Consider the following 14,317-nt stretch of genomic DNA (forward strand, 5'->3'; position numbering starts at 1 on the left):
TCCTCGGAAGGCGTCCTTCAACAGGAGGCCGCTGAGGTTTGGTGCTGATGCGGGAAACCGCGCGATCCGGTGCTCGGTCTGGGAATCGGTGTCACCGCGCTCCGGTCAGGATGTGCAGGCGGGTGGAGACGTTCCACCCGCGTTCAGTGGCCGGGTCGTAGAGCGCATCCATACCGGCCAGAACCTTCTCCTGGGTGGTGCCCTCCGGCATCACCCACACCGGAGCCAGCTGGTGCTCCTTGACGAGCTGGGCGATCTCGTCGAGGTCGCGGTCGGGCTCGGTGACAACGAACTTGAACACCGCGCGGTCTGTCGCAACCAACGCCGACAGGGCATCGGTCTTGATTCGGGTGGAGTAGGCCATGCCGGAGTTCGCGAGTTTCGGGCTCACCACCCAGAGGTCGACCAAGGAGGCAAGTTCAGGTGTGGGCGCAATCGTGCCGTTGGTTTCAACTTGCACCCGAAGATCCGTCAGGCCGCGGGCCAGGGCAGTCATGGCGGGCTGCTGCAACATCGGCTCCCCGCCGGTGATGACCACCATGTCCACGCCGCGCTCAAGCACCCACGACACCAGCTCGGCGATAGGGACTCTGTCGCTGACCTCGGCCGGGTTGTACCTGCTCCAGTCCCAGCTCTCTGGGGTGTCGCAGAAGCCGCACCGGAGGTTGCATCGGGAGAACCGGACGAACACGCAGCGCTGCCCGGTCCACGGGCCTTCGCCCTGGAACGACTCGAACTTCTCCGTGAGAATCGCGGAACCCTCTACACGTCCGGGAGCCAAGGCCGGCGTGTTCACGAGGCATCGCCTCGCTCCCACAGACCGGTGGTCGTCCCCGAGTCGACCCATACGGATACAAGTCGACCGCGGATCTCCGGCTCGACGTTGTCGACGAACCAGCCAGCCAGGTGCGCGACGAGCGCAGGGCCGGCAGCACGTAGCCCCGCGTCGGCGTCAGGCGCTTGGAGGTACGTCCCGAACGGCTTCAGGTCACCGAAATCGGTGATGAACCCAACCTCGTTGAGCCCGTCCGCCCCCAGAACCAGCGTGACGTCGCCGTGGCTGGTCTTGAAGGTCTTCGAGATCGTGACCTCGCTGGTGACGCTGTCACAGCGTGCTGACGTGGTCGCGGTCTCCGACACCACCATCTCGACCAGCGTGATCGGCATTGCCGATTCCATATGGTCCCGGAACCACTCGGCAAGGTGCGCAGCGAGAAGCTCGCTCGTCGGGTGGAAGGTGACCTGCTCGTTGAGCAACCGGTGGTCAAACGTCGCGGCCAGATAGTCCCCAAGCGGCGACAGGTCTCCGGGGGCGTCATCGCGCGCGAGCGCCGAGGCGGTCACCGTGTAGTTGTGGCCGTGGTTGCGGCGACACTTGTGACTGGCCGGTAACTGCCTCAGCTCGTGGCTGGCGCTGAAGCCGAACGACTGCGAGATGGTGATCTGGCCCTCCGCCACACACTTCTCCTCAGTGGCCTTCATGTAGCCCTCCTTCCTCGGTCATGCCGAACCGCACTCGGACGATGTGCGCTGGCGGCGGAACTGTCTTGCCGGCCCGGATGGCGCAGCGGCCGGAAAGTTCGGGGGTCGAACGGAGTCAGTGACGATCTGTAGTACCTTCGCTACGATCGACCTTACTGCGATATCCGAAAGGTGACAAGGTTGTCGGATGAGCATCGAGGGTGGCCTTGCTGCCTTACGACTAAGGTCAACGGCGGGAGCACCTCCCACCGCGAGACACAAGGAGGGCGAGCGATGACGAGCGCAGGCCCGTGGACGAGCGTGTCGATGCCTTACGTGAGCGGCCACCGGGGCGACGCCTGGGGCGCCGAGGCAGCAGAGCATGGCGGCACGGGAACTCAAAAGTTGCTGAGTGTTGACGAAATGGTCGTCTCCGCGACGGTCGCCGACATGCTGGGGCTGAATGAGGGCGAGGCGGTGGTCGTCCGGCGCCGCCTCATGCTGTTCAACGACCACCCGGTCGAGCTCGTCGACTCGTACTACCCCGCGAACATCGCTCTGGGCACCAGGCTGGCCGAGCCCCGCAAGATCCGCGGCGGCGCTGTCTCCCTCCTGGCCGACCTCGGACATCCGCCTCGCCGCGTCCGCGAAGACGTCAGCGCACGCTTGGCTACACCAGACGAACGGGCCGTGCTGGAGCTGGACGACCCGTCGTGTGTGCTGCTGCTCGCCCGCGCGCTTGTTACCGAGAACGATCTGGCCGTCGAAGCCAGCGTGATGACGATGGTGGCCGACGGGCGACGGCTGCGATACGAGCTGACGCCATGACCGGCCCGACTGCGTCCCCAGGAGTCGGACTTGCCTCGCACCCGTGACGTCCGGCCCCGGCATCAGCAGATCGCAGCGGAACTGCGCGATCTCATCATGCGCGGCGAGCTGAGCCCAGGTACGCAACTGCCGTCCACCGCGCAACTCGTCGAGCGGTACGGCGCAGCAAACGCCACCATCCAGCACGCGCTGAAGGCGCTCAAGGACGAAGGCTTCCTCGACAGCCGGGTCGGCAAGGGCGTCTATGTTCGCGATCGGCAGCCGTTCATTATCGACGCCTCCGCCTACATCAAGCCTGAACCAGGCCGGTTCCGCTACCAGTTGCTCAACGTCGAGAACGTCGTCCCACCCGCGGACATCGCCGACGGATTGCAGCTGATATCCGGTGCTACCACGATCATCCGCACCAGAATTCTCTTCCACGACGAGCAGCCCGTGGAGTTGTCCGCGTCGTACTATCCCGCCGAGATTGCCGCCAACAGCAGCCTGGCGAAGGCCGCGAAAATCCGCGGCGGCGCACCCCAGGCACTTGCCGACCTCGGCTTTCCTCAGCGGACCTTCGTCGACCGGATTTCGGCACGCCCCCCGACGGTGGAGGAAGCCGAGACGCTGGACCTTCCAGATGGGACGCCGGTGATCCGGCAGTTGCGTGTCATCTACAGCGGCAACGAACGCCCCGTCGAAGCCTCGGTCCTCATCAAGGGCGCACACCTGTACGAGCTGCTGTACAGACAGACCGTCGAGACCGAGTCTGGGTAGAGTCAAGACGTTGTCTGCACCTTCGATCTCAGACGAGGTTGCGGGTATTGCCGGACGGTTCACTACGATCTACCCGTGTGTGTTCTATGAATGCTTGGGCGCGTTCAAGGTCTTGAGGGGTGTCAACTGCGATACCGGTGTCGCTGACTTTGATCATTTGTACTGCGAGGCCGCGCTCGAGAAGTCGGAGCATTTCGATTCCCTCCGCACGTTCTACGGGGCCAGGCAGTGTTGTTGCGAAGGCATGAAGACCGGACGGTGTGAATCCGTACAGGCCAAGTTGTCGACAGTATGCCAATCGGGTCGACGTGTGCGGATAGGGTATTGGTTGGCGAGAGAATGCCAGTGCGCAGCCATCGGTGCGTAAGGTCAGTTTCACGACGTTGTGGTCGCACACCTCGGCTGGCTCGTGCAGGTCGCAGTATGCGTTGACCGCCGCGATTGTGCCACCGCACTGGTGGCGTAGGGCGAGGCCGACGGCGTCGATGGATTCGGGTGAGACGAACGGTTCGTCGCCCTGGACGTTGATGTAGCCGGCGTAGTCGCGGAATTCAGGTTTTTGGGCGCATTCTGCGACACGGTCGGTCCCGGTGGGGTGGTCTCTGGTCATGGTCGACGGAATTCCCCACTGGGTGCACGCGGCGGCGATCCGTGCATCGTCGGTGGCGACCACTGCGTCTGTAATAGTCTGCGCTTTCATGCATTGCTGGTACACATGCCATAGCATTGGTTTGCCGTCGAGCGTGGCCAGCGGCTTCCCTGGGAATCTTGATGATGAGTATCGTGCGGGTATCACGGCGAGGACAGCACGACCAACGTAGGTGTGTGCCATGGCGGACTCCTAGATGGCTGGCTGCGTGAATGGCGCGAGCGATGTGTTGTTGTTGGTCGTGAGGATGCTCACCGTCGGGTCGAGCGACCGCAGTTGCTGGGTGATTCCCTCGGTGAGAGTGACGGTGGGATGCCAGTTCAGCAGGTGCTGGGCGGAGGTCGTGTCGGCCAAGGTGGCGTCGACATCGCCGGCGTGGTCGGAGACGACCTCCACGGGTGTGGGGCGGTCGACGAGCTGGTGGATGATGTCGAGGACGTTGCGCAGGCTAGCTCCGACGCCCGCGCCGACGTTGAGGACCGTGCTGGGTGTGCGCGCGGCTCCGGCGGCGATCGTGGCCGCCACGACGTCGTCGACAAACGTGAAGTCGCGTCGTCGATGGCCATGCCCGAACAGGAGAAGGGGCCGACCGGTGAGGGTGGCGGTGAGGGCGCGTTGGATGAACATGTCTGGGCGTTGGCGTGGCCCGTAGACAGAGAAGTAGCGCAGGGCGACTGCGGTGGTGGGGGAGTCGCCGCGGGCCGCGTGGGCGAGGCAGAGTTGTTCGGCGGCCAGTTTGGTGACTCCGTACGGGGAGCTGGGTCGCGGCGGATCGCTTTCCCTGCTGGGTGAGCCATCGGTCGATCCGTACACACTGGACGACGATGCGACGACGACACGAGGGACGCGCAATTGGGTCGCCGCGTGCATGATCCGTTGGGTGGCCAGAATGTTGCACGCGGTGTAGTCCTCGAACCGTGTACCCCAGGAGGGGCGCACGCCGGGTATCGCGGCGAGGTGGTACACCACGTCAACGTCGCGAACATGCTGGTCGAGTGGTTCCGTGCGGAGATCGGCGGTGACGTAGGTGAAGTTCGGTGCGTCGAGCAGCGCGGCGAGGTTCGTGGCTGCGGCGTGGTCGTGGTGTGGGCTGCGGCGGTCGATGCCGATCACCGCAGCGCCGGCACGGATGAGTGCGGCGGCGAGGTGGGAGCCGATGAATCCGGCGACGCCGGTGACGACCGCGCGTTGGCCCGCCAGGGAGAGGAGGGGGTTCATGGTGTGCTCCACAGCTCTGGCGAAGGGTCGGGATGGCGCATGAGCCGGTCGAGGAGAGTACGACCATGCAGGGTCAGGTCGGTGTTGTCGGTCTCAGTTCCTCGAACCAGGGCCGTCGCGGCTTCGAGCGCGCCGAAGTGGTACATGAGCACCCGTTCACTGTCGTCTAGCGCTGTCCCGTAGCCGCGGACGAAGGCGTGGTAGAGGTCCGGGCGGCGGGGCCAGTAGCGGTGGGCGAGTCGGGCCAGGTCGCGGACACGGGCGTCGGGCCGAGCGTGTTCGTAGTCGATCAGCCGCAGAATGCCGTCGTCGTCGATGATCCAGTTGCGCGGTTGGAAGTCCAGGTGGCAGAAGCGCACCTCGACGGGAGCCGCGCCGATGGCGTCGGCGTGGTCGAGTAGCAGGCGCCGCTGGGCTGCGGTCAACAGTGCCCCGGTGCGGTCGACCCAGTACCGGGTTCGCTCGGCGAGTGTCACGGCCATGCGGAGGCTGTCCTCGGGTGGGGCGCTGTCGTGTAGCCGACGGAGCACCGCGCCGGCGGCGTGATGGGCCGCGCGCTCGGAGTCGCCTCCGGGTGTCACGTGGGTGGCGGGCACGCCGGGTACCGCGGTGAGCAACAGCATCAGGTGATCAGGATCGGTAGCCAACAGGTGCGGAGCCCGGTCGTGGATCGCGGGAACCCAGCGCTTGTAGGCGTGGCCTTCGCGTTCGTAGCGCTCGTGCGAGGAATGCCGTTTCGCCAGATAGTGCCGACCGTTGGAGTCGGCGAAGGCCCTGATGTGCACGGGGAGATCGGGGCGTGACAGTGCCGTCACAGGTCCGAGTGTTCGCCGGGCGAGCGTGTGGAATGCGTCGTCGGCTCCGGTCATCTTCGTGGGCTCGTGCTCGTGGTTCATCGGATGTCGTCTGCCGGTGTTGTCGCGTGGAGGTGGGTGGTGTCGTTGTGGCGGTCCAGCCACCAACTGTCGTGGCCGAAGCGATCGCGTCGGTGCTGCCACCGGGTGAGGGAGGCGCGCTCGACGGTGAACCGCACGCGGTTGCCGGCCGACAATCCGAGCAGGAGGGCGTGTGCGGCAATGACGGTTTCTCCGTGCGCGGCAACAACGATGCGTTGCCCGGCGACCCGCGACAGCAACTCCGCGAGGTCTCCTGTGGCGCGGCGGAGGTAGTCGTTCCAGGTGTCCGATCCGGACGCCCACGGCCGGTCGGGATGGGTCTGGGGATTCCCGCGGAAGGATGCGGTGATCTCCTGCCAGGGCTGTCCGTCGGCCTCGCCGTGTCGCGGTCCGTCCAGGCTGGGCTCAACGGCGATGGGCGCGTTTAGGGAGTGCGCGAGGATTTCCGCGGATTCGCGTAGCCGCTGGCGGGGCCCTGTGTAGACGGTGGTGATCCTTGGGATGCCGGGGTAGTCGGCTGCGAGCCGTTCGGCTACCAACGTCATCTGGTGTCTGCCGTGGTCGGTGAGCCCGGTGCAGGTCCGGGGACCACCGACGATCCCGGCCGCGTTGCAGTGTGCCTGTCCATGGCGGACCAGCAGCAGCTCGGTGGTGATCACGGACGCACTCCTTGCCAGGCGGTGGGTTGCACGGTGGGCCAGGGGTATCGGTAGCCGCCGCGGCCGATGTAGGGCGCGGTGAGGATGTGGTGCAGCGCGGCGTAGCGGGACAGGTGCTCGAGGTCGACGTGGCCGTGGCGCGGGCCGTGGCGTGCCGCGGCGGTGTTGTAGGCGTCGAGGGCGCGGTGGATGAGGGTGTCGGGGAGCTGGCCGTGGGTCATGGCGAGGGTGACGATGAGTTTGGCCAGGTCATAGCCGAACGGGGCGAGGGTCAGGTCGTCGACGTCGACGGTGACGATGTGGCCGGCTGTGGTGATGAGGATGTTGCGCGGGTTGGTGTCTTTGTAGAAGGCCACCGGCTGAGACACGGCCGTGGCCAGGATGGCGTGCACGGCGTCGAAGTCGTGGTCGGTGAGGTCGCCGGCGTCAAGGCACCGGTTCAACGCGTCCCGCCGTGGACTGACGAAGTCGGACAGCGTGGTACCACGGTCGATGGGGTGCGGCTGGTCCATTCGGGCACGGTGGAGCTCACTAGTCCATGCGGCGCGGTGGGCGTCACCGAGATGCGCGGCGATCCGGACAAGGTCTGGTGGGGTGGCGTGGCGCCCTTCGACCCGGATGAACTCGAGGCTGGTGCCGTCAGCACGGAGGAGCCCGGGGAGGCGGAGTGGGCGCGCGTGGATGGTCAGCCAGTGGTAGTGGTGCTCCGCCGCCGCGCGGGCCTGCGTACTGGGGTAGGTCTTGATGAACCTGTCACGATCGATGCGGCTGGTCATTGGGAGCCGCCTCGGCGTGCAACCACGTAGGTGACGGTGGAGTCGGTGTCCACCGGCTGGTCCGGGACGGCGGTGATCAAGGCAGCCTCGATGGCGTCCACTTGGCCTTGCAGTGTCGACGGCATGTGGTACTTCGGGCTGGTGGCCAGGTACTCGGCAACATGCCGCATGCTGGTGAATCGGAACCGGTGGCGCTCGTGCTCCACCTGACATACGTGCAGGGCGGTGGCGGCGAGCGACGCGAGGTTCCCGCTGTGGGCCGAGGCGTAGAGACTGGGGCGGACGCGAGCGTCGCGGTCAAGCCCTGCCACGGCGGCGAGGGCGTCGAGCTGGTGGTAACTGTCGACGGACTTGGTAACCAGCACCGCCAGACCGTTCGGCTCCAGACACCGAGCGATCTCGGCGATGGCCCGCTCCGGATGGGGCGAGTGGTAGAGGCAGAACGCCGCGACCGCGAGCGCACACACCCCGGTTTTGAATGGGAGTTGGTGAAAGTCGCCCCGAGTCCAACCGACAGCGGGCCGGTCACTAGTGCCCGCCATCCGGCGACGCGCCGCCGCCAGCATCGCGGCCGAGGCATCGACGCCGACCAAGAGGTCCGGCTGCAGCTGCGTTGCCAGCGCCTGTGTACTGCCGCCGCGGCCACAGCCGATGTCGAGGACCACCTGCCACGCGAGCCCGTCCCGGTGCACGTGGGCGAGTTCGGCCACGACGTCGGCGACCGGACGTCCCGCGGTCTTCGCGCGATGCAAGGCGCCGGTGCGCGCCGCGAGCCGGTCGGCCGTGCCATACAGCACCTGGCCGATGTCGCCGCTGACGAACGGGTTCACACCGTTCCGGGTCATCGGCCCGTCCCCTGGCGAGCACGGAGTCCATGGTGAACCGCGCCGACTCTCGAGGGTACCGTTCGGGGAATGACTACGGGCGTGCTTGGTCGTGGGCGACCTGGGTCAGCCAGCGCCGTACCTGGCGTCGGCTGGTCAACGTGACGACCTCGGTGTGCAGGGCGTGTTCCTGGATCTTGCGCAGGACCTTGGGGCGCATCTTCGTGCGGTAGCTGCGGATGTAGCGGATGACGCCTCGGTGGATGCGGTTGAATTCGCCGGTCTCCCGGTGCTGGCCAGCCCTCCGCCGCAGCTGCCTCCACACCGCGCCCCACAGGCACGTGGCAGTCGGCAGGTCCAGGAAGACGACGGTGTCGCAGGCCTGCAGCCGCACGGGCAGCGTCGAGTTGTAGTTGCCGTCGATCACCCAGCTCGGCTCGGCGACAAGGTCGCGCTGCCGTGCCTCGAACTCCTCCTTCGGGAGTTCGTTCCAATCGCGGTCGTAGAACACGGCGTCCAGGTGCGTGACCGGCGCTTTCAGCAGTGTCCCGAGCTCGCGCGCGACATAGGACTTGCCGCTGCCTCCGCAGCCGATGACCGCAACCTTCTTCATGGCGCTCCAACCTAGTCGTCTTGAGCTGGCGACCTGTGGTGCCGGTGCCGGTGCCGGCGCGTCGGGGTGACCATGGGCTCACCGGACCGAGATCCAGTGGGTCGACCTGATCGTGGGTCATGCGTACCCACCCGCCAGCGTGGTCACTGGTGTGGCCGCCGGTGTGGTCAGGTGATCCAGGACGCGCTCGACCGTGTCCAGTTGCGTGGTGAGGGCGAAGCGGCGGAGGAGCCGCAGGCAGCCGGCCAGCAGGTCCGCGTGCTCGCCACGGCCAGCGTGGTCGCGCAGCCACTGAAGCCGGAGCACGGCGTCTGCGCCGTTGCGGATCAGCAGCTCGGGCGGTACCAGCGTGTCGGCGTGGTGGATCGTGGCGGGGCACAGCGGGACGCAGCCGGCGAGGACAGCTTCCGGCAGGCGCTGGGTCATTTGCCCGGTTCGGGCGTAGCGCTTGGGGACAAGCAGGATCGTGGCCAGCGCGGTCCCGTACAGCTCCTGCACCTCGGGGAAGGGGATGCGGCCGATGAACCGGACGTGCGGCCAGCGGTCGGTGTCGGTCCACTTGCCGGCCACCACGTGATCCACCGCAGTGGCCGTGGGCGCGAAGAAGCCATCGAACGCGTCGTCGCGGCCGTACTGGTTGCCGACGTAGGCCAAGGTGAGTGGTCGGGGCGAGGAAGCCAGTTGTGCCGGATCGGCGGCGGCGATGGCGTCGTCGGCGACCGGGAACAGCAATGACACCGCGTCGGGGCTGGGAGACAACGCGGGTTCGCACACCGCCACGTTGCTGACGCGGCGCAGCGGGTCGTCGCCGGACACGTGCTGGTCTTTGTCCCAGACGACCGTGGGCGTGGCGACACGGTGGGTGTAGTGGTCGAGCAGCGCCTGTTGGCGGTGCAGGTCGCAGGTGTGGCCGGTCGTTGCGCACGGGGTGGTGTTGCGGCCGGGGATGGGCCAGCGCCACTCGAGAAACAGGGCATCGATGTCGGGGAAGCCGTCGTCCCACGTGTAGGTGCCAGTCAGGTCGAGCCCGGTTTCGGCGCGGTCGCGGTCGCGTTGGAGGAACACGATGTCGTGGCCGCGGGACCGGATGCCGTCGATCAGTACCCGGCGGTGGCTGCGCCCGCCATCCGGCGTGTCGACCACACCGGGACCGAGGAATCCCCAGAAGCTGTACCCGATTCTCACTTGGCGATCCACCAGCCTTCGATCATCAGCGCGTCTAGTCCACTCTGGATCAGACAGTCCAGCGCCATGTCTGGCGTGCCGCAGATGGGCTTGCCCTTGATGTTCAGCGAGGTGTTGATCAGCACCGGCACTCCTGTGAGCCGAGCGAACTCCGTGAGCACGTCGGCCAGAAACGGATTCTGGCGCGGCGTGACTGTCTGCACGCGGGCGGTGCCGTTGGTGTGCACGATCGTGGGGATGGTGCGCCGGGTGCGGTCGGTAACACCCGAGGCGATGGACATGTACGGCGCCAGCTGCGGCAGGGTGAAGTACCCAGGGGCGACCTCGGCCAGGACCACCGGAGCGAACGGCCGGAAGGGCTCGCGGAACTTCACAGTCCGGTTGAGCCGGTCGACCACATCCGGCCGCAGCGGGGAGGCCAGGATCGACCGGTTGCCCAAGGCCCGCGGACCAGCCTCCAGCCGGCCGTGAAACAGCCCCACGATCAGGCCATTCGCCAACTGCTCAGCCAGAAATCGGGCGGCGTGAGCTGGGCGGCGCGCGGCCAGGCCGGGGCGCGGGTGCGGCGGGAACTCGAGGTCCGGGTAGTGCGGCCCGAGATAGCACTGCGCGTTGAGGCCCGTTGGCCTGGAGAGTCCGCGGTCGAGGTGTACTGCGGCGGCCGCGCCGACCGCCGTGCCGGAGTCGCCCGGCGCGGGCGGCACGTGAACCTCGTCGAACAAGCCCTCGGCGACGATGGCGCCGACGGCGACGCAGTTGGCCGCAACCCCACCGGACAGGCACAGCCGCCGTGCGCTGGTGAGCCGCTGCACCCGACGGGTCAAGTGCAGCATCACCTGTTCGGTGCGCTGCTGGAGGGCGGCGGCCAAGTCCGCGTGAACCTGCTCCACCGGGTGCTCGGGCCGGCGGGTGGGGCACGTGGCGTGGATGAAGGTGGGGCTGACGCGCGCGAAGCGACGGGACAGCACCCGCAGCGGGAACAGGCCGGGATCCAAGGCGAATCCGTGCTCGGTCATCGGGATGGCGCGGGCCATGAGGTCCGCGAACCGGCCGGGATCGCCGAGGGCGGCCAGGGCCATCACGGTGCCTTCCTCATCGCCGCGACGCCATCCGAGATGCTCGGTGACCGCGCCGTAGGCGTACCCGAGCGAGGCCGGATCCGTGATTTGGTCGATGACGCGGTAGTCACAGGTCGTGCTGCTGTGGCGGGCGTGCGCGAGGGTGGTGGTCTGCGTTTCGCCGAGGCTGTCGACGACGAGGACGGCGGCGGTGTCGTAGCCCGAGGAGGCGAACGCGTACAGGCCGTGCGCGCGGTGGTGCAGCACCGGGGTGACCTGGGCGGCCGGGAACTCCTGGGCCAACATGGTTAGCCGGGCCCTGGTGCGGCGGTAGACCTTGAGGACGTTGCGGGCACGGGGAACTGCTCGGGCGCGCGTTGCCCGCCGAACCAGGTGCGTCGGGGTGTCGGTGAGCGCGCGGAGGTAGCTGGTGGGCTGGAAGTTGTAGCCCACGGCCGCGATGTCGGCGCGGGAGAGGTTGGCGTCGCGCAGCAGCCAGTCCACCGCCTGGGTCGGGAACACTTTGGTGTGCTTGTCGCCGACGAGCCGCTCCTCCTCGGCGAACCCCACCAAAGCGCCGTCGACGAGCAGGGCAGCGGCGGAGTCGTGGGTGTAGGCGCACACCCCGAGCACTGCGTCCGGTCGGCGGCCCGGTCGAGGCTGCCGAGTCGGCCACGTCACTGTGCCACCCCCATCACTGCCGGATGCTGATGGTCAGCGGTGAGCAGCTGATACCAGCGGCGCAAGGCCGCACCCAGCTCGCTGTCGACGTCGGCGGACAAGGCATGGGCGGTCGCGCGATCGCCGTCGCTCCAGGCCCGGTAGCTGGCCATGATGGCCGCGAACATGCCCCAGGTATCTCCGGCTCCGGTCGGCGGGGCACCGTCGATGACCGAGCCCACCACGGCGGCGAACTCTTTCCAGGGCACGGAGACCGGCGGCATCGGCACTGACGGCGTCGTGGGCTCTGCCGCCACGGTGGCCGCGGAGTCGTGGTGGTTGGCGTAGAGGTGCAGGGAGTCGACGGTGTGGTGATAGTCGCCGAGCTCGACGCCCAGCCAGCCCGCCATCAGCTCCTGGATCAGGGTGGCGGTGAACACGTCGTAGGGAAAACCGAGCCAGAGATCCTGGCTGCGCATCGTGGTGTGCATGCGCAGCCGACCCTGCCGTACGAAGAATCGGTAGCCGAGGGTGCACGGCACATCCCGGTACCCGCGCGTGTCGCGACCGGGGTTGTAGAGCTGAACAACTGCCTGGCGGGAGTCCGGATCCTCGGTGAGGGTACGGCGCACGTGATCCAGCTGGTCGACGCTGTTGTTCCAGCGGCGCAGCCGTGGGCCATAGGCCCCCTGGAGCACGCCGTCATCGGCGTAGCGGGTCAGCGCCTTGTTGTATTGGTAGATCCACGGCGCATCGCTCCCGGACACGATCCACAACGCTTCGGCGACGGCGAACGCCGGGTTGATCACCCGCGCGGGTGGCAGGTCGACGAACCGCCGGCGGGGATCGGTCAACCGCAGATGCACACCGAGGATCTCGCGCGTCTCGAGCCCGCGCGGATGCACCGCCACGCCGTCGCGCAGTACCGCGTCGGCCGCCGCGATGTACAGCTCGTTCGCCGACTGTCCAGCCAGTGTGATCATCTCAGTGATTCCCCAAGGAACGTGGTCGTGGACTGATGCGCTCGCCGTGTTGGGCGGGCGCGATTGGTCGTACAGGCCGCGACGAGGTCGGCGACGGACTCGGCGCTGCGTCCCGGCGGCCGGCACACGGCGTCCTTCGCGCTCTCGGGCACCTTGACCACGGTGCCGCGGCAGCCGAGCTGGTCGAGCGCGACAGCTACATCGGTGCCGTTCGTGCATCGTCGGGCGGCGTGCTGTTCGGCCAGCTCAAGGGTGCGGTTACCGGGCAACGCCAGTTCGAGCACGGGCACGTCCAGCAGCAGCGCCTCGATCCCACACGTGGACGAAGCGCTCACGACCGCGTGCGCGCCACCCAGACAACCACGGGCACCGACCTCCGAAGCCACCACGGCAACCGGGACCCCGGACGCATCAGCCAGCAGCGAAGCGAACGTCTCCTCGGATTGCACTGGGTGCGGCGCGATCACCAGCCCCCAATCACTGATGGCCTGCCGCACACCCTCCACGAGCACGTCGAACTGCGCGCGGAGACGGCGGGCGCTGACCGGTTGGCACGCCCACACCAGCAGCTGGTCCGGAACACGACCATGCGCCGCAAGAAGATCGCTCAGATACTGGCGCTGGCGAGTCTTGTCGACGCCTGCCAACGGGTCAAAGCGCGGTTGACCCACGACGTGTACCTCCGCGTCAGCTCGACGCGCCCATCGCCGAGCCACAGGGACATCACGCGTTCCCATGACCGCGATGTGCCCGCAGTGCTCCGCCCTCCCCGTTACCTGCCCGGACACCCACGCGCCATGCTGCACATACACGGTGTCCGCGCCCGCGCGATCCGCCGCACCCACCGCCAACACGCCGACCGGGCTGGTGTCGTTGCTGCACAACAACACCGCAGACCGTGCCACGGCGAACACCCGATCCAACATCTGCTCCAGCCGACATGCGGCCGCCCACGAAGGCTGCGTGCAGTCCGTGCTCCGCAGGACCGTGCGCGACACTAGAGACGCAAGCCGACCAAGATCGATTCGGCACACACCGACCGAGAGCGTGCGGCCCGATCGCCAGTCCGCCGCGCCCGAGATGGCCAGCCCGCCCGTCTCCTCGAAGACATGCGCTGGCACACGCGAGACGGTGATCCGCTGTCCGGAGGTGGCCGTCAATACGGTGGGAACCCGCTGATCGAGCTCGCTCGCACAGTCCACGACCAGACTGGACGTCCCGCGCGCAGCGAGAATCTCCAACACAGGCAGCAAGGTCTGCGCATGCCGTGACGACCACGACACCGCCACCACATCCGCCGCAGCCGTAACGAGACCGGCAGCCACATCAGGAGCCACGACGACGTCGGAAGAGTTCTCCTCGATGTGGAGTGCTTGCGCACTGGGGCTGTCGGCGAGCAGGAAGGCGATACCGGCCCAGGCGGCCGTGTAGGAGTGATAGCCCAACACAGCGTTGTCTCGCGTCTCAACGAGACGACTGTCCACACCGGTCACGAGCGGACCCGGCGCTGTCGCAAAGGGAAGCCAGTTCGACAACGCCAGCAGTTTCCGGACCGCCTGGTTCACCAGGCGCCGTACGGGCACTGCATGAACCCGCAACCAGCTGACACCGCCTGGTGTCACCGCATCCGCACTGTGCTCGCGTTCCAAATGACGCACGAGCGTGTCTGTATACGAGGTGATCTCAGCGGCGTCAAGGCGAGTCTCCTCCAACGCCGCCAGCTGGATCCGCGGTGTGGAGGTCGGCAG

The 14,317-nt window shown here is 67.4% G+C and carries 15 protein-coding genes; 2 read left to right on the top strand and 13 right to left on the bottom strand.

Annotation, left to right across the window (positions count from 1 at the left end):
* Window positions 1-91: 91 nt before the first annotated feature.
* Both ACRDTB_RS05650 and ACRDTB_RS05655 read right to left on the bottom strand, forming a co-directional pair.
* On the bottom strand, window positions 92-796 hold the full coding sequence (locus ACRDTB_RS05650; RefSeq protein WP_431428873.1) for a 7-carboxy-7-deazaguanine synthase QueE: 705 nt from the start codon (window positions 794-796) through the stop codon (window positions 92-94).
* Complete coding sequence (locus ACRDTB_RS05655) at window positions 793-1,482, bottom strand: 6-pyruvoyl trahydropterin synthase family protein (RefSeq protein WP_431428874.1); 690 nt, start codon at window positions 1,480-1,482, stop codon at window positions 793-795. The genes ACRDTB_RS05650 and ACRDTB_RS05655 overlap by 4 nt, the downstream gene beginning before the upstream one ends.
* Window positions 1,483-1,788: 306 nt before the next feature.
* Between ACRDTB_RS05655 and ACRDTB_RS05660 the strand changes: the two genes are divergently transcribed.
* Together ACRDTB_RS05660 and ACRDTB_RS05665 are read left to right on the top strand one after the other, a co-directional pair.
* Window positions 1,789-2,289: a GntR family transcriptional regulator gene (locus ACRDTB_RS05660; protein WP_431428893.1), complete on the top strand. Its 501-nt coding sequence runs from the start codon at window positions 1,789-1,791 to the stop codon at window positions 2,287-2,289.
* 30 nt (window positions 2,290-2,319) lie between these two features.
* Window positions 2,320-3,048 (top strand): GntR family transcriptional regulator, encoded by a 729-nt coding sequence (locus ACRDTB_RS05665; protein WP_431428875.1) that lies wholly within the window; start codon window positions 2,320-2,322, stop codon window positions 3,046-3,048.
* Between the two features lie 28 nt (window positions 3,049-3,076).
* On the opposite strand, the gene ACRDTB_RS05670 is transcribed toward ACRDTB_RS05665, so the two are convergent.
* The 11 genes from ACRDTB_RS05670 to ACRDTB_RS05720 all read right to left on the bottom strand — a co-directional run.
* Entirely contained in the window at window positions 3,077-3,880 is an 804-nt protein-coding gene (locus ACRDTB_RS05670; protein ID WP_431428876.1) for a 3-deoxy-manno-octulosonate cytidylyltransferase, read from the bottom strand.
* 9 nt (window positions 3,881-3,889) lie between these two features.
* Entirely contained in the window at window positions 3,890-4,915 is a 1,026-nt protein-coding gene (locus ACRDTB_RS05675; RefSeq protein ID WP_431428877.1) for an NAD-dependent epimerase/dehydratase family protein, read from the bottom strand.
* Complete coding sequence (locus ACRDTB_RS05680) at window positions 4,912-5,700, bottom strand: phosphotransferase family protein (RefSeq protein WP_431428878.1); 789 nt, start codon at window positions 5,698-5,700, stop codon at window positions 4,912-4,914. The genes ACRDTB_RS05675 and ACRDTB_RS05680 overlap by 4 nt, the downstream gene beginning before the upstream one ends.
* A 107-nt stretch (window positions 5,701-5,807) precedes the next feature.
* The gene (locus tag ACRDTB_RS05685) at window positions 5,808-6,470 is read right to left on the bottom strand and encodes a histidine phosphatase family protein (RefSeq protein ID WP_431428879.1); all 663 of its coding nucleotides are present in this window, start codon (window positions 6,468-6,470) and stop codon (window positions 5,808-5,810) included.
* The gene (locus ACRDTB_RS05690) at window positions 6,467-7,246 is read right to left on the bottom strand and encodes a hypothetical protein (RefSeq protein ID WP_431428880.1); all 780 of its coding nucleotides are present in this window, start codon (window positions 7,244-7,246) and stop codon (window positions 6,467-6,469) included. Before ACRDTB_RS05690 ends, ACRDTB_RS05685 begins: the two co-directional genes overlap by 4 nt.
* A complete protein-coding gene (locus tag ACRDTB_RS05695; RefSeq protein WP_431428881.1) occupies window positions 7,243-8,076 on the bottom strand; it encodes a class I SAM-dependent methyltransferase in 834 nt (277 codons plus the stop codon). The genes ACRDTB_RS05690 and ACRDTB_RS05695 overlap by 4 nt, the downstream gene beginning before the upstream one ends.
* A gap of 88 nt (window positions 8,077-8,164) precedes the next feature.
* A complete protein-coding gene (locus ACRDTB_RS05700; protein ID WP_431428882.1) occupies window positions 8,165-8,683 on the bottom strand; it encodes a DNA topology modulation protein FlaR in 519 nt (172 codons plus the stop codon).
* Window positions 8,684-8,800: 117 nt separating this feature from the next.
* The gene (locus ACRDTB_RS05705) at window positions 8,801-9,868 is read right to left on the bottom strand and encodes a hypothetical protein (RefSeq protein ID WP_431428883.1); all 1,068 of its coding nucleotides are present in this window, start codon (window positions 9,866-9,868) and stop codon (window positions 8,801-8,803) included.
* Window positions 9,865-11,607, bottom strand: coding sequence for a carbamoyltransferase family protein (locus ACRDTB_RS05710; RefSeq protein ID WP_431428884.1), 1,743 nt, complete (start codon window positions 11,605-11,607; stop codon window positions 9,865-9,867). The genes ACRDTB_RS05705 and ACRDTB_RS05710 overlap by 4 nt, the downstream gene beginning before the upstream one ends.
* Window positions 11,604-12,569 carry a thymidylate synthase gene (locus tag ACRDTB_RS05715; RefSeq protein ID WP_431428885.1) on the bottom strand — a complete coding sequence of 322 codons (966 nt, stop codon included), beginning with the start codon at window positions 12,567-12,569 and terminating at the stop codon, window positions 11,604-11,606. The genes ACRDTB_RS05710 and ACRDTB_RS05715 overlap by 4 nt, the downstream gene beginning before the upstream one ends.
* Window positions 12,566-14,317: hypothetical protein (locus ACRDTB_RS05720; RefSeq protein WP_431428886.1), on the bottom strand; the 1,752-nt coding region annotated here is incomplete at its 5' end. The genes ACRDTB_RS05720 and ACRDTB_RS05715, both read right to left, overlap by 4 nt.

Origin of the sequence: Actinophytocola sp., from assembly GCF_050699935.1 — a bacterium.
In the GTDB taxonomy this organism is placed as follows: Bacteria; Actinomycetota; Actinomycetes; order Mycobacteriales; family Pseudonocardiaceae; genus Actinophytocola.